The 19715-nt window shown below is 74.8% G+C and carries 15 protein-coding genes; 6 read left to right on the plus strand and 9 right to left on the minus strand.

The features are described from left to right. The first annotated feature begins 36 nt into the window (after positions 1-36). Complete coding sequence (locus tag ACFVXK_RS04680) at positions 37-1809, plus strand: phosphatase PAP2 family protein (protein ID WP_389610066.1); 1773 nt, start codon at positions 37-39, stop codon at positions 1807-1809. Positions 1810-1824: 15 nt separating this feature from the next. Here ACFVXK_RS04680 and ACFVXK_RS04685 read toward each other — a convergent pair whose 3' ends face one another. Continuing rightward, on the minus strand, positions 1825-2382 hold the full coding sequence (locus tag ACFVXK_RS04685; protein WP_389610067.1) for a hypothetical protein: 558 nt from the start codon (positions 2380-2382) through the stop codon (positions 1825-1827). Positions 2383-2586: 204 nt separating this feature from the next. Here ACFVXK_RS04685 and ettA point away from each other — a divergent pair, with 204 nt between their 5' ends. Genes ettA through ACFVXK_RS04700 form a run of 3 tightly spaced genes read left to right on the plus strand, consistent with a single transcriptional unit; the run spans position 2587 to position 5457 of the window. Next, a complete protein-coding gene (gene ettA / locus ACFVXK_RS04690; RefSeq protein ID WP_389610068.1) occupies positions 2587-4251 on the plus strand; it encodes an energy-dependent translational throttle protein EttA in 1665 nt (554 codons plus the stop codon). A 7-nt stretch (positions 4252-4258) separates the two neighbouring features. After that, positions 4259-4738, plus strand: a complete 480-nt coding sequence (locus ACFVXK_RS04695) for an acyl-CoA thioesterase (protein WP_389610069.1) — start codon at positions 4259-4261, stop codon at positions 4736-4738. Next, positions 4735-5457 carry a hypothetical protein gene (locus ACFVXK_RS04700; RefSeq protein ID WP_389610070.1) on the plus strand — a complete coding sequence of 241 codons (723 nt, stop codon included), beginning with the start codon at positions 4735-4737 and terminating at the stop codon, positions 5455-5457. Before ACFVXK_RS04695 ends, ACFVXK_RS04700 begins: the two co-directional genes overlap by 4 nt. Before the next feature lie 48 nt (positions 5458-5505). On the opposite strand, the gene ACFVXK_RS04705 is transcribed toward ACFVXK_RS04700, so the two are convergent. Next, positions 5506-5910 carry a globin gene (locus ACFVXK_RS04705; protein WP_362057865.1) on the minus strand — a complete coding sequence of 135 codons (405 nt, stop codon included), beginning with the start codon at positions 5908-5910 and terminating at the stop codon, positions 5506-5508. A gap of 110 nt (positions 5911-6020) precedes the next feature. Between ACFVXK_RS04705 and ACFVXK_RS04710 the strand changes: the two genes are divergently transcribed. Further along, positions 6021-7070 carry a methyltransferase domain-containing protein gene (locus tag ACFVXK_RS04710; RefSeq protein ID WP_389610071.1) on the plus strand — a complete coding sequence of 350 codons (1050 nt, stop codon included), beginning with the start codon at positions 6021-6023 and terminating at the stop codon, positions 7068-7070. 4 nt (positions 7071-7074) lie between these two features. On the opposite strand, the gene ACFVXK_RS04715 is transcribed toward ACFVXK_RS04710, so the two are convergent. The 7 genes from ACFVXK_RS04715 to ACFVXK_RS04745 all read right to left on the minus strand — a co-directional run bounded on the left by ACFVXK_RS04715 (position 7075) and on the right by ACFVXK_RS04745 (position 18189). After that, a complete protein-coding gene (locus ACFVXK_RS04715; protein ID WP_389610072.1) occupies positions 7075-8106 on the minus strand; it encodes an FHA domain-containing protein in 1032 nt (343 codons plus the stop codon). Positions 8107-8152: 46 nt separating this feature from the next. Further along, positions 8153-9478 (minus strand): VWA domain-containing protein, encoded by a 1326-nt coding sequence (locus ACFVXK_RS04720; RefSeq protein WP_389610073.1) that lies wholly within the window; start codon positions 9476-9478, stop codon positions 8153-8155. A 59-nt stretch (positions 9479-9537) separates the two neighbouring features. After that, positions 9538-11487 (minus strand): protein phosphatase 2C domain-containing protein, encoded by a 1950-nt coding sequence (locus ACFVXK_RS04725; protein ID WP_389610074.1) that lies wholly within the window; start codon positions 11485-11487, stop codon positions 9538-9540. 9 nt (positions 11488-11496) lie between these two features. Next, positions 11497-14436, minus strand: coding sequence for a tetratricopeptide repeat protein (locus ACFVXK_RS04730; RefSeq protein WP_389610097.1), 2940 nt, complete (start codon positions 14434-14436; stop codon positions 11497-11499). A 5-nt stretch (positions 14437-14441) separates the two neighbouring features. Continuing rightward, complete coding sequence (locus tag ACFVXK_RS04735) at positions 14442-15704, minus strand: hypothetical protein (RefSeq protein WP_389610098.1); 1263 nt, start codon at positions 15702-15704, stop codon at positions 14442-14444. A 68-nt stretch (positions 15705-15772) separates the two neighbouring features. Next, positions 15773-16798, minus strand: a complete 1026-nt coding sequence (locus ACFVXK_RS04740; RefSeq protein ID WP_389610075.1) for a glutamate ABC transporter substrate-binding protein — start codon at positions 16796-16798, stop codon at positions 15773-15775. A 5-nt stretch (positions 16799-16803) separates the two neighbouring features. Next, the gene (locus ACFVXK_RS04745; RefSeq protein WP_389610076.1) at positions 16804-18189 is read right to left on the minus strand and encodes a hypothetical protein; all 1386 of its coding nucleotides are present in this window, start codon (positions 18187-18189) and stop codon (positions 16804-16806) included. A gap of 265 nt (positions 18190-18454) precedes the next feature. Between ACFVXK_RS04745 and ACFVXK_RS04750 the strand changes: the two genes are divergently transcribed. Next, positions 18455-19681: an RNA-guided endonuclease InsQ/TnpB family protein gene (locus ACFVXK_RS04750; RefSeq protein ID WP_389610077.1), complete on the plus strand. Its 1227-nt coding sequence runs from the start codon at positions 18455-18457 to the stop codon at positions 19679-19681. Positions 19682-19715: the final 34 nt, after the last annotated feature.

A 19715-nucleotide genomic window follows, 5' to 3' on the forward strand; every position in this document is an offset into this window, starting at 1 on the left:
TGCTTCACGCGGGCGGGCCCGGGGTAAGCGCGGGAAATGGCAGATCATGATCAGCGACTGACCTGGCGGGGCACCGCCGCGCAGTGGGACCGGCGGCTGTTCGACGCCGTGGCCCGACGGCACTGGCCCGCGGCCGAGCGGGCGCTGCCCGCGCTCGGGCGGGCCGCCAACCACGGGGTGCTGTGGGGCGGGATCGCCACGGCGCTCACGGCCCTCGGGTCGCCGCGCACCCGCCGGGCCGCGCTGCGGGCGGCCGCCTCGCTCGCGCTGGCCTCCGCCACCGTCAACTCCGTCGGCAAGTGGTCCGTGCGCAGGCCGCGGCCGCTGATGGAGGGGGTGCCGCTGGTACGGCAGCCGGCCGTGCCGCCGTGGACCACCTCCTTCCCGTCCGGGCACTCGGCCTCGGCCTTCGCCTTCACGGCGGGGCTGGCGCTGGAGTCCCCGGTGTGGGGGGCCGCGGTGGCGCCGCTGGCCGCGTCGGTGGCGTTCTCCCGGGTCTACACCGGGGTGCACTACCCGTCGGACGTGGCGGCGGGCGCGCTGCTGGGGGTGGCGGCCGGGTTCGCCGTGCGCGAGCTCGCGCGGGGCGTGCAGCAGGCTCGGGCCGTCCCGGGCGACGAACGGCCGGCGGCCGGGGTGCCCGCGCTGCCGGACGGGGCCGGGCTGACGGTGGTGATGAACACCGGCGCGGGCACGGCCGGGGCCGCGGCGCTCGACGCGCTGCGGGACCGGCTGCCGAAGGCGGAGGTCGTGGAGTGCGGGGGCGAGGAGCTCGCGGCGGAGCTGGCGGCCGCCGCGGCCCGGTCGGCGGTGCTCGGGGTGTGCGGGGGCGACGGCACGGTCAACGCCGCCGCGACCGCCGCGCTGCGGGCCGGCGTGCCGCTCGCGGTGTTCCCCGGGGGCACCCTGAACCACTTCGCCCTCGACCTCGGCCTCACCGGCCCGGAGGACACCTGCCGGGCGATCGCCGAGGGCCAGGCCGTCCGCGTGTCAGTCGGCCGCTTCACCCCGACCGGCACGCCACGGCCCACCCGCCCCGGGCCCGCCCCCGACCGCACGGCCACCTCTGCCGACACCCCGTCCCCGGGGCCCGACACCCCGTCCCCGGGGCCCGACACCCCGTCCCCGGGGCCCGACACCCCGGCCCCGGGGTCCGGCGCCCTCGCGTCCCCGGGACCCGGCCCCCTCGCCTCCCCGGTCTCCGGTCCCGGTGCGGCGCCGGGCCCGGACTCCGGCCACGCCCCGGCTCCGGACTCCGGTGACGTCCCGGCCGCGGGATCCGGTTCCGCCGGGGCCGTGGGCTCCGGGGGAGGGGAGGGGGGCTACTTCCTGAACACCTTCAGCTTCGGGGTGTACCCCGAGCTGCTGCGCCACCGGCTGCGGTGGGCGCCGAGGATCGGCGGCGGGCCGGCCGCGGTCGCGGCCGCCTGGCGGGTGCTGCGCGCCGAACGGCCCGTACGGCTGACGCTGGCCGGGCGGCCCCGCAGCGCCTGGCTGCTTTTCGCCGGCAACGGCACCTACCAGGGCACCGGGCCCACCCCCCGGCGCCGCGACGGACTCGGCGAGGGCCTGCTCGACCTGCGGCTGGTCCACGGCGGCGGCCGGCCCGGCCCCCGCCTGCTCGCCGCCGCCTTCGCCGGACCGCTGACCCGCTCCCCGGCGCACGTGGCCATCCGGGTGCGCCGCCTGCACATCGAGGACATCCCGCCGGGCACCCCCTTCGCCTACGACGGCGAATACGCCCAGGCCCCGTCGGCCCTGCTCCTCGACACCCTCCCCGACGCCCTGCCCGTCTACCGCCCCCGCTGACGGCACGGGCAGACCTCACGGGCCGGCCGGCCCCGGCACCCCCAGGTCGGCCCGCATCACCCCGCGCATCCCGATCCACTGGTCGTTGGCCCGCAGCAGCATCACCCGTATCTCCTCGAAGACCTCCTCCGAGGAGGTGCCGGCCTCCTCCAGCCGCATGACCCGGTCGTACGCCCGGGCGAGCGTCAGAGCCATCGCGTCCAGCTCCGCCAGGACCAGGTCGGAGGCGGCCATCTGGGCCTCGGCGAAGGCGCCGTGCATCGTGTGCCGGGCGTCGTCCAGCGCCGCCCGCGCAGCCGGGGTGACCTCACCCCTGTGCACCCGCCACAGGTGGTTCATCAGCTCGACCCGGTACCGCCGGTAGCCGGCGTTCGCCGCCACGTAGCACCCGCGCCGCTTGTCCCTCTCGGCGACCCGCTGCTCACGCGCCCACTGGGCGTCGGCCGCCCGCTCCTGCCGCTCGAACTGGTCCGACTGCGCCCGTGACAGCAGGCGCTGCGACAGGACGGGGGCCAGGAGCGTCCCCACCACGGCGATCGTCGTACCGGCGAGCGCGACCAGGGTGCTTTCCATTGCTGCAGCGTCCTCCGAAGGATGCGGACCGGACCGGGACCGGCCGCCATCCTGCCGCCCGCCCGGGGCCCCCGCCGGGCTTTTCCGCCACCGGCCGCGCTCAGGCGCAGATCAGGGCGCTGACCATACGCGTTTCCCCCCGGGGATGGACGTACGGCAGTATGGGGTGTATCTGCCCACCATCGATCTGCCGGACGGTTTCTCTTGGCTGAGTTCATCTACACCATGCGCAAGACGCGCAAGGCGCACGGCGACAAGGTGATCCTCGACGACGTGTTCCTGAACTTCCTGCCGGGGGCGAAGATCGGCGTGGTCGGCCCGAACGGCGCCGGCAAGTCGACCGTCCTGAAGATCATGGCGGGCATCGAGCAGCCGTCCAACGGTGACGCCTTCCTGTCGCCCGGCTACTCCGTCGGCATCCTCATGCAGGAGCCCAAGCTCGACGAGTCCAAGACGGTCCTCGAGAACGTCGAGGACGGCGTCGGCGAGATCAAGACCAAGCTCAACCGGTTCAACGCGATCGCCGAGGAAATGGCGACGAACTACACCGACGAGCTCATGGAGGAGATGGGCAAGCTCCAGGACGACCTGGACCACGCCAACGCGTGGGACCTCGACGCCCAGCTGGAGCAGGCCATGGACGCCCTGGGCTGCCCGCCCGGCGACTGGCCGGTCACCAACCTCTCCGGTGGTGAGAAGCGCCGCGTGGCCCTCTGCAAGCTGCTGCTGGAGGCCCCCGACCTGCTGCTCCTCGACGAGCCCACCAACCACCTCGACGCCGAGTCCGTGAACTGGCTGGAGCAGCACCTGGCCCAGTACAAGGGCGCCGTCGTGGCCGTCACCCACGACCGCTACTTCCTCGACAACGTCGCCGAGTGGATCCTCGAGCTCGACCGCGGCCGCGCGCACCCCTACGAGGGCAACTACTCCACCTACCTGGAGAAGAAGGCCGAGCGCCTCAAGGTCGAGGGCAAGAAGGACGAGAAGCGCGCCAAGCGCCTCAAGGAGGAGCTGGAGTGGGTCCGCTCCAACGCCAAGGGCCGCCAGGCCAAGTCCAAGGCCCGTCTCGCCCGCTACGAGGAGATGGCGGCCGAGGCCGACAAGATGCGGAAGCTGGACTTCGAGGAGATCCAGATCCCGCCGGGCCCGCGCCTGGGCTCGATCGTCGTCGAGGTCAACAACCTCTCGAAGGCCTTCGGTGACAAGGTCCTCATCGACGACCTGTCCTTCACCCTGCCGCGCAACGGCATCGTCGGCATCATCGGTCCGAACGGCGCCGGCAAGACCACGCTCTTCAAGATGATCCAGGGCCTGGAGAAGCCGGACTCCGGCGAGATCAAGGTCGGCGAGACCGTCAAGATCTCGTACGTCGACCAGGGCCGCGCCAACATCGACCCCAAGAAGACCCTCTGGGCGGTCGTGTCGGACGAGCTGGACTACATCAACGTCGGCAACGTCGAGATGCCGTCCCGCGCCTACGTCAGCGCCTTCGGCTTCAAGGGCCCGGACCAGCAGAAGCCGGCCGGCGTGCTCTCCGGCGGTGAGCGCAACCGCCTGAACCTCGCGCTCACCCTCAAGCAGGGCGGCAACCTGCTGCTCCTCGACGAGCCCACCAACGACCTCGACGTCGAGACCCTGGGCTCCCTGGAGAACGCGCTGCTCGAGTTCCCCGGTGCGGCCGTGGTCGTCTCCCACGACCGCTGGTTCCTGGACCGGGTGGCCACGCACATCCTGGCCTACGAGGGCGAATCGAAGTGGTTCTGGTTCGAGGGCAACTTCGAGTCCTACGAGAAGAACAAGGTCGAGCGGCTCGGCCCGGACGCCACCCGTCCGCACCGCGCCACCTACAAGAAGCTCACCCGGGGCTAGGTCGCACATGGCCAGACACCACTACCGGTGCCCACTGCGCTGGGCGGACATGGATGCCTTCGGGCACGTCAACAACGTGGTCTTCCTCCGCTACCTGGAGGAGGCGCGCATCGACTTCATGTTCCGCCTGGCGCCCGGTGAGGGCAGCGAGTCCTTCACGGGCGGCTCCGTCGTGGCCCGTCACGAGATCGACTACAAGCTGCCGCTCGTGCACCGGCACGAGCCGGTGCTCATCGAGTCCTGGGTCACCCGGATAGGCGCCGCGTCCCTGACCATCCGCTACGAGGTCAAGGACGAGGCGACCGAGGACGCGCCCGAGACGGTCTACGTCCGGGCCGAGACGGTCGTCGTGCCGTACAACCTCGCCGAGGGGCGGCCGCGCCGCATCACGGACGAGGAGCGGGTCTTCCTCCAGGAGTACCTGGAGGAGCCCGCGAGCCGGGTCGCCGACCGCCGCAAGGGCGCGGAAGGGCGCATCGCGGCATGACCGAACAGCTGCACTTCGCCGACTCCGGGGAGGCGGCGGACCTCGCCGCCTTCCTGGGCCGGCTGGTGCACTACGACCGCGCCGCCGCGGTCCGCCTGCAGGCGCGGGCGGGCGGCGGCGCGCTGGCCGTCTTCGGACGGCCGCCGTCCTTCGAGGTCCTCGCCGTCCGCGCGGTGCGGCTCGCCGCACCCCTCGCGACGCCGCTGGACGTGACCGTGTCGGCGGGCGAGCTGCTGGAGTCGGTCGACGAGGCCGGAGCCGCAACCCGGGTGCCGGGCGCCGTCACCGGCCCGCCCTGGACGGGCGTCCTGCCGCCCCAGGGCGGCTGGCAGCCCGTGCCCGGACTGCCCGCGCCCGAGGCCGTACGGGCGGCCCTCGCCGCGGCCGTGGCCGAGTTCCGGGCCCGGGACGAGGCCCTGCCCCCGCAGCACCGCACCCGCTCCGAGCGTGACCGCATCGGCCGCGAGATCTGGTCGCGGACGCTCGGCGACACCGAGCTCCCGCTGCGCGCCGCCCACGCCGCGCAGTCCCTGGGCTTCCTGCGGCCCGTACGCGCCACCGTGCCGGCCCCCGCGCCCGGCGCCGCCGCGGCCCCCGCCCCGGTGGCGCTGTTCGCCTCCGGCGGCTGGCTGCGGCTCAGCACCCCCTACGGGTCCGTCGCGACCCGCCGTCCCGGCCCGGTCGGCGGGCTCGGCACCCTCCAGGTCCGCCCGGTCTAGAACGTACGGCCCCGCCCTCCAGCGGGGCCGTACGAGGTCTCGGACGTCTCAGCCCGCCGTGTTGATCATCGAGGCGGCCGCGTACGTCAGGTACCGCCACAGCTGCGCCTCGTGCTCCGGCGCCAGGCCCAGCTCGTCCAGGGCCTCCCGCATGTGCTTCAGCCACGCGTCGTGCGCCGCGGAGTCCACCTGGAACGGGGCGTGCCGCATGCGCAGGCGCGGGTGCCCGCGGTTCTCGCTGTACGTGCCCGGGCCGCCCCAGTACTGCATCAGGAACAGCGCGAACCGCTCCTCGGCGGGCCCGAGGTCCCCCTCCGGGTACATCGGACGCAGCAGCGGGTCTTCCGCGACACCCTGGTAGAAGCGGTGGACCAGACGGCGGAAGGTCTCCTCGCCGCCCACCTGCTCGAAGAAGGTCGTCTCCTGGACGTTGCTCTGCGGATCGTCATTCACCCGACCATCGTCTCAGACACCCGGACGGAGGACCCCGGACCTAGGACCGCCCGCCCCCACCGGATCAGGGAGGGCTCGCACGCGGCGGCCGCCCGCCGCACAGTGGAGACATGGGCACGGGCGGCACGGGCGGCAAGGGCGGAGCACACGCGGCGCGCACCCCGCGGGGAACGGGACCGCGGGAGCCGGCCCGCGATCTGCGGGAGATCGCGCACGCCGCCCAGGTGCGGGAGCTCACCGCCGCCGGGGCGCTGGAGGACCCGGCCTGGCGGGCCGCCTTCACGGCCGTCCCCCGGCACGTCTTCGTGCCGTACTTCTGGACCGGCCGTGGAGCCGGCCACGAGCGGCTGTGGGCCGAGGACCCCGATCCCGAGCGCCGGGCCCGCTGGCTGCGCGGGGTGTACACCGACGCCCCGCTCGCGACCCGGCTGCGGGACGGCGAGCTGCTCTCCTCCAGCAGCCAGCCCTCGCTGATGGCGAGGATGCTGGAGGCCCTCGACGTCCGCGACGGGGACGACGTGCTGGAGGTCGGCGCGGGCACCGGCTACAACGCGGCGTTGCTCTGCCACCGGCTCGGCGAGGAGCACGTCACCACGGTGGACCTGGACGAGGAGATCACCGAGTCGGCCCGGGCGCACCTGGCGCTGCTCGGCTACCGGCCCGCCGTCGTCACCGGGGACGGGGCGCGCGGCTGCCCCTCCCGCGCCCCCTTCGACCGGATCCTGGTCACCTGCACCCTGCCGCTGGTCCCGCACGCCTGGCTCGGCCAGTGCCGGCCCGGGGCGCGCATCCTGGCCCCGCTGTCGACCGGGCTCATCGCGCTCACGGTCCGCGACGCGGACTTCGCGGAGGGCCGCTTCCTGCACACCTCCGCCTACTTCGTCCCGCTGCGCGGGGCCACGGCCGGACCGCCGCCGCCCGGCGCGGGCGGTCCGCTGCACGGGGTCCCGTACGAGCTCGTGGAGAACGAGCGCTTCCAGTTCCTGCTGATCCTGACGGCGGGCGTCCTGCGCCCCCGGGAGGCGCTGGACCTGTGGCGCGGCGAAGGCCGGCCGGCCCGCGAGCGGTTCGGGGTCACGGTCACCGCCGAGGGGCAGTGGGCCTGGCTCGACGACCCCCAGGGGCCCTACGTGTGGCCCCTGGGGGAGGGGAACGGCTAGCCGGTCAGCCGCGCCGGATGGTGATGGTGGTCCAGGCGCCCAGGTGGACCCGGTCGCCGTCGGCGAGGGGGACCGGGACGTAGGGCTGGATCGGCTCCTCGCCCATGTTGACGGTGGTGCCGTTGGTGGAGTTCTGGTCCACCACCGCCCAGCTGAGGTCGGGCTGCTGGACGAGCACCGCGTGGCTGTGCGAGACGCCCGGGTCCTCCGGCGGCACCGACAGGTCGATGTCCGGGGACTCGCCCGTCGAGGCGCGGCGGCGGCCGATGGTGATCTGGCCGCCGGAGAGCGGAAGGTGCAACTCCGGGGAGTAGGCGGGCAGGTTGAGCCCGGCCGCCTCCGGACCGCTGCGCTGCATCATCGCCATGAAGTACGAGCGGTCGGGGCCGATCGTCGCCGTCCAGGAGCCGCCGGTGCCGGACTGCTCCGGAACGGGCGCCGCCGGGTACTCCGCCGGGTATTCCACGGGGTACTCCGCCGGGGCGGACGGCCGGAAGGACGCCTCGACCGGCGCCGGTGCCACGGGCGGGGGCGGCGGGGCCACCGCCACCTGCGGGGCGGGCGGCTCCGGGGCGGCCGGCGGCGGCAGCAGCCAGTCGTCCTCGTCCTGGAGCGGCTCGGCCGGGCGGTTGACCCGGGAGGGCCGGGAGCCCTGGTACTCGAAGTGGTCCTGGGAGTACACCGGCTGGGGCGGGAGCGGCGGCGGGGGCGGCGGGGTGCCGCCGGTCACCGGGGCGGCCGGGGACTGCGCACCCGTACCGGCCGGGCCCGCGTCGGGGGCGGCCGGCGCCGGGGCGTACGGGTTCGCCGTCCGCGTCAGGAAGTTGTACCGGCACTCCTCGCAGAACGGGGCCATGGCCTCGCGCGGGGTCCTGCACTGCGGGCACAACTCCGCCTGGGCGGTCGGCTCACCGGTGGTCGGAGGGTAGCCGTAGGAGGAGGCCGCGGAGGGGCCCACCGGGGCAGCCATCCGGTGGCCGCAGACCTCGCACCAGTCGTCGGAGGCGGACTGGTGCCCGTTCGGACAGGTCGGCATCGCGGCGCTTCCCCCTTCTGCCCGCGTCATCGCCGCAGGCGTCTACTCAGGTCTTCTTCACTCGGACGGTCTGTGTCGAACGCGTTTCAAGGGTCATCTCGTCGGCATCGGCGACCTTGGCTTTCAGGCGCACAGTACCCGCCGCCGCGTCGACGACATCCACCACCTTGGAGAGCAGTCTGGCGGTGTCGGCGTTCCCGGAGGCGCTCGCCAACTGCACGGCACGGCCGAGTTTGGCCGTGGCGCCGTCGACATCGCCCATTTTGCGGGCATGCAGCCCCTGCTGGATAGCCTGCGCGAGCTCCGCCTGCCCCGTGTAGTGCGCCACCTGCGGGCTGATCGCGGTCGACGCGGCGAGGTCGTCCGTCCACACCGCCCGGACCAGCCCCTGGGCAACCGGGGACCCCGGCCCGCCGGGCGGCCCCGGCAGGACCAGCGAGGCGCGGGCGGCCAGCATCTCCTGGCCTACGGAGGCGTCCGGCACCCGTACGCACAGGTGGTAGTCGCGCGACTCGTCACCCCAGGAGCCCGTCGGGTAGTCCCCGGCGCGCGGCCCCGCCTCGGCGCGGCGGCCCGTCAGGTCCTGGACGGACGGCGAGACCTGCTTGACGTACCGGATCTCCGCCCCGACCGGGGTCCACACGCGCAGCGCGACGTCCGCGACCTCCTTGCCCATGACCTTCTCCATCATGAGCGTGAAGTCCTCGGCGAGGTGGGCCGGATCGGCGACGATGTCGGCGGAGCCCAGCAGGGCGCTCGCGATCCCCGTCACCTCCTTGACCTCCCAGTCCGTCCCCACCCCGCGCGCGTCGCAGGTGAAGCGGCCGGCGCAGGCTTCGAGGGTGGCGCGCAGCACGGCCGGGTCCTCGTGCTCGTTGCGGCCGTCGGTCAGCAGGATGCCGTGCCGGATGGCGGCCGGGGAGCGGCGCAGCAGGCCGTCGGCCAGCCGCAGCCAGGTGCCGATGGCGGTGCCGCCGCCCGCGCCCAGGCCGCGCAGGGCCTCCTTGGCCCGCGCCCGGGTGGTCGCGTCGGCGGTGGCGAGGAGGCCCTGGCCGGGATAGACCTCGCGGGCCTCGTGGGTACCGGCGATCACGGCGAAGGCCGTGCCGTCGCGGAGGGTGTCGATCGCGGCGGCGGTGGCCTCGCGGGCGCCGCGCATCTTCTCCGGCGGGTAGTCCATCGAGCCGGAGCAGTCGACCATGATCACCACGGCCGCGTCCTGCCCGAGCGCCCGCGCGGTGGTGGCGGTGGCGCCGCCGCTGGAGGTGACCGTGACGATGGCGTGGACGTCCCGCCCGCCCTGGGGGAGGAACTCGTTCTGGTACACCTCCATGCTGAAGCGCGGGGCGCGCGGCTTGGCGAAGTTCGCCATCGGGGTGACTCCTCGGGGGCTGTCGGGGCGGAGCGGGGACCGGGGCGGGCGGACGGGGCTCAGCCCAGGGGGTGCGGCGGCTCGGCGCGGGACGCCTCCGCCGCTTCCGCTTCCGCTTCCGCTTCCGCTTCGGGTTCCGCTTCGGGTTCCGGCGGCGCGGCCGCGAACGGCACCACGGCGACGGTGATGTTGTCGTGCCCGCCCCCGTCGAGGGCGTGACCGACCAGCACCTGGGCGCAGTGCAGGGGCCGTTCGGCCGCGTCGGGCGGCAGGATCCGGGCCATGTCGACCGCGGACTCGGCGTAGTTCCACAGGCCGTCGGTGCAGACGACGACCACGCCGGGGTGGTCGGGTCTGAAGCTCGCGGTGTGCGGGTCCAGGTCGTACGCGTCGGCCCCGAGCCAGCCGGTGATGGCGTGCGCCCGGACGTCGGCGTAGGCCTCGGCCTCTCCCATCAGGCCCGCCGCGACCATCTGGGCGGCCCAGGAGTCGTCCTCGGTGAGCCGGCGGGGCACGGCCGCGCGGTCGTCGGGCACCCAGTAGGCCCGGCTGTCGCCGACCCAGCCGACGGTCAGCACACCGCTGCTGACGACGGCCCCGACCAGGGTGCAGGCGGGGGCGTTCTGCGCGCCGGGGGGCTGCGGGGCGAGGGCGCTCACCGCGGCGCCGGCCGCGAGGATCGCCTCGTGCATGGCCTCCGCCGGGTGCGCGCCCCGGGGCAGCGCGTCGAGCAGTGCCTCGCTGGCGGCGCCGGCGGCGGCGGCCGACGCGTCGTCGGGGCGGCTGGCGGAGGAGACGCCGTCGCAGACGATGGCGACGGTCGCGGCGGAGCCGTCGGGCAGGGCCGTGGCCGCCACCGCGAAGGAGTCCTCGTTGCGGTGGTGGCGCAGCCCCCGGTCACTGACGGCGGCGACGCTGCACAGCTCCTCCTCCAGGTGGTCCCGCTCCCGCGGCTGGGCGTGGCCGCAGTGCTCGCAGTAGCCGTCGGTGTCCACGGCCCCGGCCCGGCAGGCGACACAGGTCCGCCCGCCACCGCTGCCCTGCGGGGCGGCGGCGTGGGGGTCCTGGCCCGGTTCCCCCTGCGGGCCGGAGGCGGACGGGTCCTCGTGCGGGTTCCCCTGCGGGGCGCCGGCGGCCGTTCCCTGGCCCAGGCTTGCGTGCGGGGTGGCGTCGTACGCGCCCTGGTCCACGTCCCCCTGCCGGGCGGCGCCGTACGGGCCCTGGCCCGGGTCCCCCTGCGGGGCGCCGGCTGCCGGGCCCCGGTCCAGGCCCTCGTGCGGGGTGGCGCCGTACGCGCTCTGGCTCACGTCCCCGGCCCCGTAAGGGCCCTGGTGGGGGTCCCCCTGCTGGGCTGCGGCAGGCGGGACTTCGTGCGGGAATCCCGACGGGGGGTCGGACGGGGCCTCGTGCGGGCTCCCGTACGGAGCCCCGTACGGGCCCTCGTGCGGGGCGGTCTGTGCGGGGGCGCCGTAGTCGTCCGTGCGGGCGGCCGGGTAGGGGTCCGCTTGCGGTTCCGGTCGTGCGGCGGCGCCGTACGGGCCCTCGGGCACGGCGGCTCCGGGGCGGCCGTGGTGGGCGTCGTCCGTGCCGCCGTACGGGGCGGCGCCCCAGGGGGCGTCGCCGGGGGACGCGGGGGCGGCCGGGACGGAGCCCGGGGTCGCGGGAGTGCCCTCCCAGCCCGGCGCGGGCACCCCGGCGGCCGAGCCGAAGCCCCGGTCCTCCTGCCGTGCGGGCGCACCGGCGTAGCCGCCCGCCGGAACGCCGTAGCCCGGGTCGGCCCCGCCCGCGGGGGAGCCGAAGCCCCGGCCCGCCGGAGCCGGGACCCGGGCCGCGTGCGCGGGACCGGTAACCCCGTCCGCGGACCCGCCGGCCGGGCCCGGGTCGGGCAGGGTCGGCGTGCGGTCCGGCGGAGGGGTCGGGGAGGAGAGGGAGTATCCGCACACCCCGCAGAAACGGTCACCCTCCTCCAGGGGCTCCGCGCAGCTGGGGCAGCCAGACAGCCGATGCATCGACATCACTCACACCCACGTCCGGGGACGGAAACGGTTGGCCCGCTCCACCAGTTCGATCCTCTCCTCGCCCCGCTGTGCCAGCCGGGCGAGGACGCGGTAGGAGCGCTCCAGGCCGAAGCGCAGCCCCCGCTCGTCCAGTTGACTGCCGAGCAACGAGCTCCGGCCGGGGTCGGCACCCCGGCTACCCGACAGTACCCAGTCCAGGGCCGAGCCCAGAACCTCCGTAGCCAGCCGCTCCTGGCGTTCCGGGTCCAGCCCGAACCGCCGCAACGCCTCGACCTGGTCCGACGCCGCCCCGAGGTCCGCCAGCAACTCCTCCTGCGGCGACCGGTCGCGCAGGCGTGCCCGTACGGCCGCCACCCGTGCGGCCGTGTAGTGGATCGAGGATTCCGGTACGGACTCCAGTGTGCGGACGGCCGCGGCCCGGTCCCCGGACGCCAGTTGGACCCGGGCCAGCCCGAAGGCCGCGCTCACGAAGCCCGGGTCGGTGATCCAGACGAGCCGGTAGTACTCGGCGGCGTTGTCCAACTGGCCCAGGATCTCCGCGCACAGGGCGAGCGCCAGCTTCGGCGCGGGCTCGCCCGGGAAGGCGTCGTAGACGGCGTCGAAGGACAGGGCCGCTATCTCGTCGTCCCCGGTGGCCAGCGAGGCGATCCCACGCGCCCACACCACCCGCCAGTCGTCCGGGTACGCGGCCTCCAGCTCGGCCAGGGCCCGGGCGGCCACGGCCAGTTCGCCCAGCTCCAGCCGGGCGCGCAGCTCCCGCAGCCGCAGCTCGGCGGAGTCGGAGGCGGCCGAGCCCAGGGCGCCGAGCAGGTCGGCGGGCGCGGAGGCGAGCAGGCCCGCCAGGAACCCGGCGTTCGGGTCGGCCGGGTCCACCAGCGGCACGGGCAGGGCCAGCGCGGTGTCACGGACGTCGAGCGGAGCCAGTCCCGCCGTCGCGGCCGGGAGGGGGAGGGGGGCGGCGGTCGCCGGAGCCGCCGGGACCACCGGGGCGGGACGGGGCCCGGGCAGCCCGGCGCGCCCCACGTGCGTGGCGCTGGTCCCGAGCACGGAAACCCCGGCCGCGCCCGCGGTGCCACCGCGGACGGCCCCGCCGGGACCCGGCCCGCCGTATCCGGAAACGGCCTTCCCCGGCACGGAGTTCCCCGCGCCGGATCCCGGCGCCGCGAGCCCGGACGGCAGGTACGCCGCCGCCCCGGCCCCGGCCCCGGACGGCTGCGGCTCCGGCATCCCGGCCCCCGGCACCTCGGGTACCGCAGCGGCGGGCGCGAAGCTCGCCCCCGCCACGCCCGCCCCTGGGGCCCCCGCCGCCCAGGGTCCCCGCGCAAGGGAGCCGGTATCCGGGCCCGGCGCCCCCGCGAGCGCCCCCGCGCCCGCCCCGGCGGCCGCCGCACGGCGGCGTCCGAGGGCGAAGCCGCGGCGGGGCAGGGGGCGGGCGCCCAGGCGGGAGACCTCCGCGTCCGGGGTGTCCTCGTACAGCGCGGTGTCCGGGACCCGCAGCTCGGGGCCGAACAGCGTCGACAGCTGCGGCCGCGGCCGGCCCGTCTGGAGCGCGACCACCTCCCGCAGCACGCCCGTCAGCTGGTCCGCCATCTCCTGCGCGGACGCGAACCGCCGGCCCGGATCCGGATCGGTGGCCCGCACCAGCAGCCGGTAGAAGGACTCGTACCGCTGGAACACCTCGATGTGCTCCGGGTCCGGCAGCGAGTCCACGAACACGTTCGTGTAGCCCTGGAAGTCGAACGTCAGCACCGCCAGCGTCCGCGCCACCGTGTACAGGTCGGAGGCCACCGACGGCCCCAGCTCCGCCACCTCCGGCGCCTGGTAGCCCACCGTGCCGTAGATGGCCGACTCCTCGTCGTCCATCCGCCGCACCGCGCCCATGTCGATCAGCTTCAGCTGGTCCTGCTGCTGGATCGCGTTGTCCACCTTGAAGTCGCAGTACAGCAGGTTGCGGCTGTGCAGGTGCCCCAGGGCCTCCAGCGCCTCGATGCCGTACGCGCACGCCTGCTCCACCGGCAGCGGATCGCGCCGCCCGTCCGGCCGGCGCCGCTCGTTCGCGATCTCCTTCAGCGACTTGCCGCCCACGTACTCCATGACGATGTACCCGTCCAGCGAACCCGTCCGCTGGTCCAGGTGCTCCACGAAGTTGTAGATGCGCACGATGTTGGAGTGCTCGATCTCCGCCAGGAACCGCCGCTCGGAGATCGCCGCCTCCATCGCGTCCTGGTCGCCGGTGTCCAGCAGGCCCTTGAGCACCACCCACCGGTCCGACACCGCCCGGTCCACCGCCAGGTAGACCCAGCCCAGCCCGCCGTGCGCCAGGCAGCCCGCCACCTCGTACTGGCCGTGCACCACGTCCCCGGCGCGCAGCTTCGGCACGAAGGAGTAGGGGTGCCCGCACTTGGTGCAGAACCCCTCCGTCCGCCCCGGCCGCTCCCCCCGCGCCCGGCCCACCGGAGCCCCGCAGTCCGCACGCGAGCAGAACCGCTTGCGCTCCGGCACCTCGGGGTTCGCCAGCACCGCCGCCGAAGGATCCGGACGCGGCACCTCCGGGACGCTGACCAGCCCCGCCCCCAGCCGGCTGCGCCCAGACCCGCCGGGCGCCGAACCCGAACTGCGCACCGAAACCGACCGGCTGGACCCCGAACCCGGCAGGGAACGCGACAGCCGCCCGGACACCGAACGCCGCGAGGACGAGGACCGGGAGGAGGCCGAACGCGCCGAAGCCGAGGAACGCCCGGAGCCGCGCGAGCCCGCCGACCCCCGGGAGTCCCCGTGCCGGGCGGCGCTCGTCATCCCCGTCGGCGGGGACACCAGCTCCTCCGCACCCGCCGCGACCGCGCCCACCGGGGCCAGCCCGCAGGTGTCGCAGTACACCTCGCCGCCGCCCATGTCCTCGTACGCGCCCGGGCAGCCGGAGCGCAGGCACGCAGATCCGATCAAGCTCACGTCTCCTCCTCCCCGGGCCCGCCGGGCCGTCGGTCCTCCGGCGGGGCCAGCGCCTCCGCCGCCGCCCGCTGGTAGCGCAGCACCGCCCCCTCCGCCACACGCAGGTCGCACGGCGCGCTCCACAGCATCCGCCGGGCCGCGTCGTACCGCTCGACCAGCAGCGGATCCTCCGCCAGGCCGAGCCGGGCCACCTTCGCCCGGTACGCGTCCAGCCGCCCGCGCAGCTCGGCCCGTACCGCCAGGGGTGCCGTCACCGCGGTCAACGATTCGCGGGCCCGCCGGAGTTCCTCCTCGGCCCGGTCCTCCAGCGCGTCCAGCAGCGGGGACAGCCGGTGCCACTGCGACCGCCTGCGGTACTCGGCGGCCGCCGCCAGCTGCTCCTGCAGGGCCGTCGGCGGGCCGCTGACGGCCGGCACCTCCGACGCCGCGATCTTCGCCAGCACCTCGCCGCGCGCCGTCCGCGCCTCGGACAGCGTCCGGTCGGCCCGCGAGAGCACGTCCCGCAGGGCGATCAGCCGGGCCTCCGCGTCCTGCCGCACCGTCAGCACCGCCTCCACCTCCCGGCGTACGTCGTCCAGCGCGCGGGCCGCCCGGTCGTAGCGGCCGGTGTCGGGCCGGCCGCCGCCCGGGGCGGAACTCCCCGAGGCGGGCACCCAGAACGCCAGCGGGTCCGCGATCACCGCCTCCCGCAGCTGCGCCAGCTCGGCCGTGATCTCCTCCAGGTCGTCCCCCGACGGGTGCTCGCCCGGCCGGACCCCCACCGAACGCGCCAGCGCACGCGTCCGGTGCAGCTCGGCGGCGAGCAGGTCGATGCGCGCCGGCAGCGCCGACCACACGGCGTCGGCGGCGACCACCACGTCCAGCGAGGCGGCGTACAACTCGTTCATCCGGGCCACCAGCTCGGCCAGCGAGAACCGCTCCGCCAGCGCGGCACCCTCCGCCCCGGCCCCCGCGATCGTCACGCCCGGCCCGCGCAGCCGCTCCGTCAGCTCCGCCAGGTCCTCACGGCTCGGCCAGCGGCGCCGCTCGCGGATCTCCCGCGCGGCGGCCAGCGCCCCGCTGTAGGCGTCGAAGTACGTCCACAGCCGGGTCACGGCCGCGTCCGCGGCGGCCCAGCGCTCCTTGGTGACCCCGCTCAGCGCCGCGCCCTCCAGCAGCCGGCGCCCCGCGTGGTCCTGCAGCGCCAGCAGCGAGGTCTCCACGGCCTCGTGCTCGGCGCCCAGGCGCGTCAGCGCCCGGTCGACGTCGTCCCGGTCCATCAGCCCCGTCCGGCTCACGTACGGCTCCGATCCCGCCCCGTGGACATGCGGTACCCCGACCACCGGCCTCAGCCCTCCCGGTACTTGGGCGCGGGCGGCACCGCCGCCTTCGGCAGCACGTCCTCGAAGTGCTTGCGGTAGGACGTCGCCCACCGGCTCTGGTCACCGCCCGCGCGGTAGTCCTCCAGCACCTTGTTGACCCGGCGCACCAGGTCCGGGGCGTCCTTGTTCATCGCCACACCGTAGAACTCGCGGGTGAACGGCGCGCCGACCAGCTGCACCGACGGGTCCTGCGCCGCCTGCCCGGCGGCCAGCGCGTTGTCCGTGATGATCCCGTCGACCTCGCCGAGCTGGAGCCGCACCAGGCAGTCCAGCTGGTTCGGCACCGACACCGGCACCGAGCCGTAGCCCTGCGACTTCAGGGCCGCCTCCGCGGTGGACCCGGCGGCCGTGCAGACCCGCCGGCCCTTCAGCGAGGCGTCGTACCCGGTGATCGGGGAGCCCTTGGGCGCCAGGACCTGCTGGCCCGCCTCGAAGTAGGCGGTGGAGAACGCCACGTCCTCCAGCCGCTTGCAGTTGATCGTCATGGTCCGCACGACGATGTCCACCCGGCCCTCCTGGAGCGCCGGGATGCGCTGGCTCGTGGGGATGGCCCGGTAGATGACCGCCTCCTCGTTGCCCAGGATGTCCTTCGCTATGGCCTTGACCAGGTCTATGTCGAAGCCGTCGAGGTGCCCGTCGGGATTGCGGTAGCCCCACTTGAAGCTGTTCTGGTCCACGCCCGCGACCAGCTTGCCCGCCTTGCGGATCCGCTCGATCGCCGGCCCGTCCAGCGCGGACGGCCGCAGGCTGGCCTCCGGGTCCTGGCAGGTGTCGGTGAGGGTGAACGGGGCCGCCGCCACCGACGCGGGCTCCCGCACCACCCCGGGGTGGTGGCCGCCGGCCGGCGAGGAGTGCGCCAGCGGCAGCAGCACCGAGGCGGCCGTCATCGCGCAGGCGGCGGCCATCGCACTGACCCCGCCCCAGCCGCGCAGCCGCCCCGCCGCACGCCGCAGCCGGCCGGGCCGCTCCGCCGGTGTCCGCCGTATCCGCATCGCACTCACCTGTACTCCGAAAGCCTGCGACCGATACCGAGGAGGGCCGCGCCCGCGCCGACGGCCGCCAGCGCCGCCGCACCCGTCGTCAGCCCGCCCAGCGCGCCGAGCCCGCCCCGCGCGGCCAGGGTGAACTGCTTCTGCTCATGCGCCACGGCCTGCTCCAACGAGGCGTCCACCGTGTCGAACGAGGCCCCGCTGCTGTCCTCGTGCCCCTTGCCCCCGATCACCTGGGGCAGGGCGAGCTCGTAGTCGCCCCTCATGTCCGAGTCCCGCGCCGCCGCGTGCCGCTGCTTCCACTGCGCCACGCCCGCGGCCGCCTTCGCCACCGGATCCCGGCCGCTCGCGTCGTCGGCCAGCTCCAGCGCCCGCGCCAGCCCCGCGTCGAGCTGCTTCATGTTCTTCGCGTAGTCCACGTCGTACTTGTCGGACTTCTTGTCCTCGGCCAGCACGGCGCCCCGCGCGATCAGCGTCAGGTTCTCGTTCGCCCGCGCCTGCAGGGAGGCGATCCGGGCGTCGTTGAGCACCTTCAGCGACTCCTGGCCGTCCGCCCGCGCCTCGCCCAGCCCGGACCGGGCCACCGTCTGCCCCACCGTCAGCCACAGCAGCACCACCGCCGTCGCCGCCGTCGCCGCCAGCAGACCGTGATTGAAGACCCGGTGCGTGAGCAGGTAGTTGCGCCGCTGCGCCCACACCAGGGCCGCGAGCGCCAGCAGCCCCGCGCCCGTCGCCGCCAGCGGCCAGCCCCGGGCCTCGTCGTAGTCCGTGTACAGCCGCCCGGTCTCCGCCTCGTACAGCCGCTGGGCGGCCGGCAACAGCACCGTGCTCATCTGCTCGTTGGCGTAGCGCAGGTACGCGCCGCCCAGCGGCAGGCCCTGCCGGTTGTTCGCGCGCGCCTGCTCGATCAGACCGGTGTAGCGCGGCAACTGCTCGCCGAGCAGCGCGATCTCCTTGCGGGACTCCCCGCCCGCCCCGGTGTTCGCCGCGGCGCTCACCAGCAGCCGGGAGGCGTTCGCCATGTCCTTCTCGTAGCGCTGGCGGACCTCGCGCGGCTCCTGGGCGCCCGCGAGGAAGCCGCTGGAGGAGGCCGTGTCGGCGTCCGCCAGGGAACGGTAGATGCTCGCCGCGTCCGCGCTCAGCGGCTGGCTGCGGCCCACCACGTCCTGCGCGGCCGTCACCCGGCCCGAGATCTCCCAGACCGCCACCGCGCCGAACAGCAGCACCAGCGCGGCCAAGGCCGCGCCGATGATCCGCAGCCGGCCCGGCTCGGTCGTCGCCGCCGCGCGCAGCCGCTCCACACCCTCGGCCCAGGCCGTACCCCGCCCGGCCGGCCCTGCGGGCACCCCGGCGCCGCCGCCCCCGGGCGCGGACGGGCGTGTCGTGATGGCCACCCTGACCTCCCCCTCGGTCCCTCTGCTCCGCAGCAGTATGGCCGTAGTGGCGCCGGACCACAGCACCCGGTGCTCGATCTTGGACGATCCCCTCCCCGGACCGCCCCGACCGCCTCCCCCCGACCTCCCCCGCCACCCCTTCACCGTGAATACGCCGGACCCGCCCCCACGGTTCCCCGCGTCCGCCCCCGGCGCCGGTTCACCCGATGGGATGGGTAGCAGGCGTTCATGCCGTAGGGCGGCCATCTCCGCATAGCTTGGTGCCGTGACGGCGGAGGAGGCGGAGGACGCCCGGCATACCAGGTGGACGTACCGGCTTCGCGTGTCGTTCACCGCGTCCGCCGCGCTGCTGGAAGAGTGGGACCGTTGCCGCTGGATCTGGAACGAATGCGTGGCCAAGTCCAAGCAGGTCCAGACCTGGAACCGCAATCGCCCCGAAGGCGTCGGCACACGCACGTGTGGTCCAGCTCAGCTCGACAAGATGCTGACTGAAGCCCGCAGGGCGACCGCATGGCTCCGAGAAGGCAGCTCGGTCGCGCAACAGCAGGTGGTCCGGGATTTCGGCAGGTCCAGGGCCAAAGCGCAGAAGGACATCCGCGACGGCGTTCCCATGGCACGCAGGGCGGGCATGCCGAAGTGGAAGAAGAAGCGCGAGGCGCCGGCCACGCTGAACTACACCCGGCGTGGCTTCCGGTTGAAGGACGGACAGCTGCACCTTGCAGGGGGGATCGTCCTGCGGGTGGTGTGGTCTCGGGCGCTGCCGGCCGACCCGTCCAGTGTGCGGGTGTACCACGACAGCCTTGGGCACTGGTACGCCAGCTTCGTGCTTCCGATGCAAACGGAGCCATTTCCGTTGTCCGGGCGGGTGATCGGTGTCGACTGGGGTGTTCGCGAGACCGCGACCACCACCAGCGATGACCACGACCTACCGCATCACTGCTACGGCAGGAAAGCCGCCAAGAACCTGGCTCGCTATCAGCGAATGACAGCCAGGAGGAAGCCGGTCAGGGGAAAGGCGGCCTCGAAGGGCTACCTCAGGGCGAAGAGGCAAGCGGCGAAGCTGCACAAGAAGGTGGCCCGTCAGCGTCAGGACACAGCTCGGAAATGGGCGAAGTCCGTGGTCCGGGATCATGACGTGATCGCGGTGGAGGACTTCCGGCCGAAGTTCCTGGCGAAGTCGACCATGGCCGGGAAGGCCGCTGACGCAGCCATCGGCGCGACCAAGCGTGCCCTGGTCGAGATGGGACGCAAGCACGGGCGCACCGTGCTGCTGGTACATCCGGCGCATACCACGATGGACTGCGGACGGTGCGGAGCGAGAGCCAAGCACGCACTGCCGCTGGGTCTGCGCACGTACACCTGCACCGCCTGCGGAGCCGTGTCCCCCAGGGACAAGAACTCCGCACGCGTGATGCTCGTCCGGGCTGGTTTGGCCCCGGCTGGTGCCGATCGCGGAAGACCTGACCAGGCGCAGCCTGGCCAGGCTGCGTGAGCCAGGAATCCCCTCCTTTCTTCACCCAGGGGAG

Source organism: Streptomyces sp. NPDC058157 (assembly GCF_042884105.1).
Classification (GTDB): domain Bacteria; phylum Actinomycetota; class Actinomycetes; order Streptomycetales; family Streptomycetaceae; genus Streptomyces.

What these genes read in the sequence shown, in the direction of transcription:
- ACFVXK_RS04715 (WP_389610072.1), bottom strand. Translation starts at nt 8,106, where the DNA reads ATGCCGACCTGTCCGAACGGGCACCAGTCCGCCTCCGACGACTGGTGC.
- ACFVXK_RS04720 (WP_389610073.1), bottom strand. Translation starts at nt 9,478, where the DNA reads ATGGCGAACTTCGCCAAGCCGCGCGCCCCGCGCTTCAGCATGGAGGTG.
- ACFVXK_RS04710 (WP_389610071.1), top strand. Translation starts at nt 6,021, where the DNA reads ATGGGCACGGGCGGCACGGGCGGCAAGGGCGGAGCACACGCGGCGCGC.
- ACFVXK_RS04735 (WP_389610098.1), bottom strand. Translation starts at nt 15,704, where the DNA reads ATGGACCGGGACGACGTCGACCGGGCGCTGACGCGCCTGGGCGCCGAG.
- ACFVXK_RS04680 (WP_389610066.1), top strand. Translation starts at nt 37, where the DNA reads ATGGCAGATCATGATCAGCGACTGACCTGGCGGGGCACCGCCGCGCAG.
- ACFVXK_RS04725 (WP_389610074.1), bottom strand. Translation starts at nt 11,487, where the DNA reads ATGCATCGGCTGTCTGGCTGCCCCAGCTGCGCGGAGCCCCTGGAGGAG.
- ACFVXK_RS04685 (WP_389610067.1), bottom strand. Translation starts at nt 2,382, where the DNA reads ATGGAAAGCACCCTGGTCGCGCTCGCCGGTACGACGATCGCCGTGGTG.
- ACFVXK_RS04700 (WP_389610070.1), top strand. Translation starts at nt 4,735, where the DNA reads ATGACCGAACAGCTGCACTTCGCCGACTCCGGGGAGGCGGCGGACCTC.
- ACFVXK_RS04740 (WP_389610075.1), bottom strand. Translation starts at nt 16,798, where the DNA reads ATGCGGATACGGCGGACACCGGCGGAGCGGCCCGGCCGGCTGCGGCGT.
- ACFVXK_RS04695 (WP_389610069.1), top strand. Translation starts at nt 4,259, where the DNA reads ATGGCCAGACACCACTACCGGTGCCCACTGCGCTGGGCGGACATGGAT.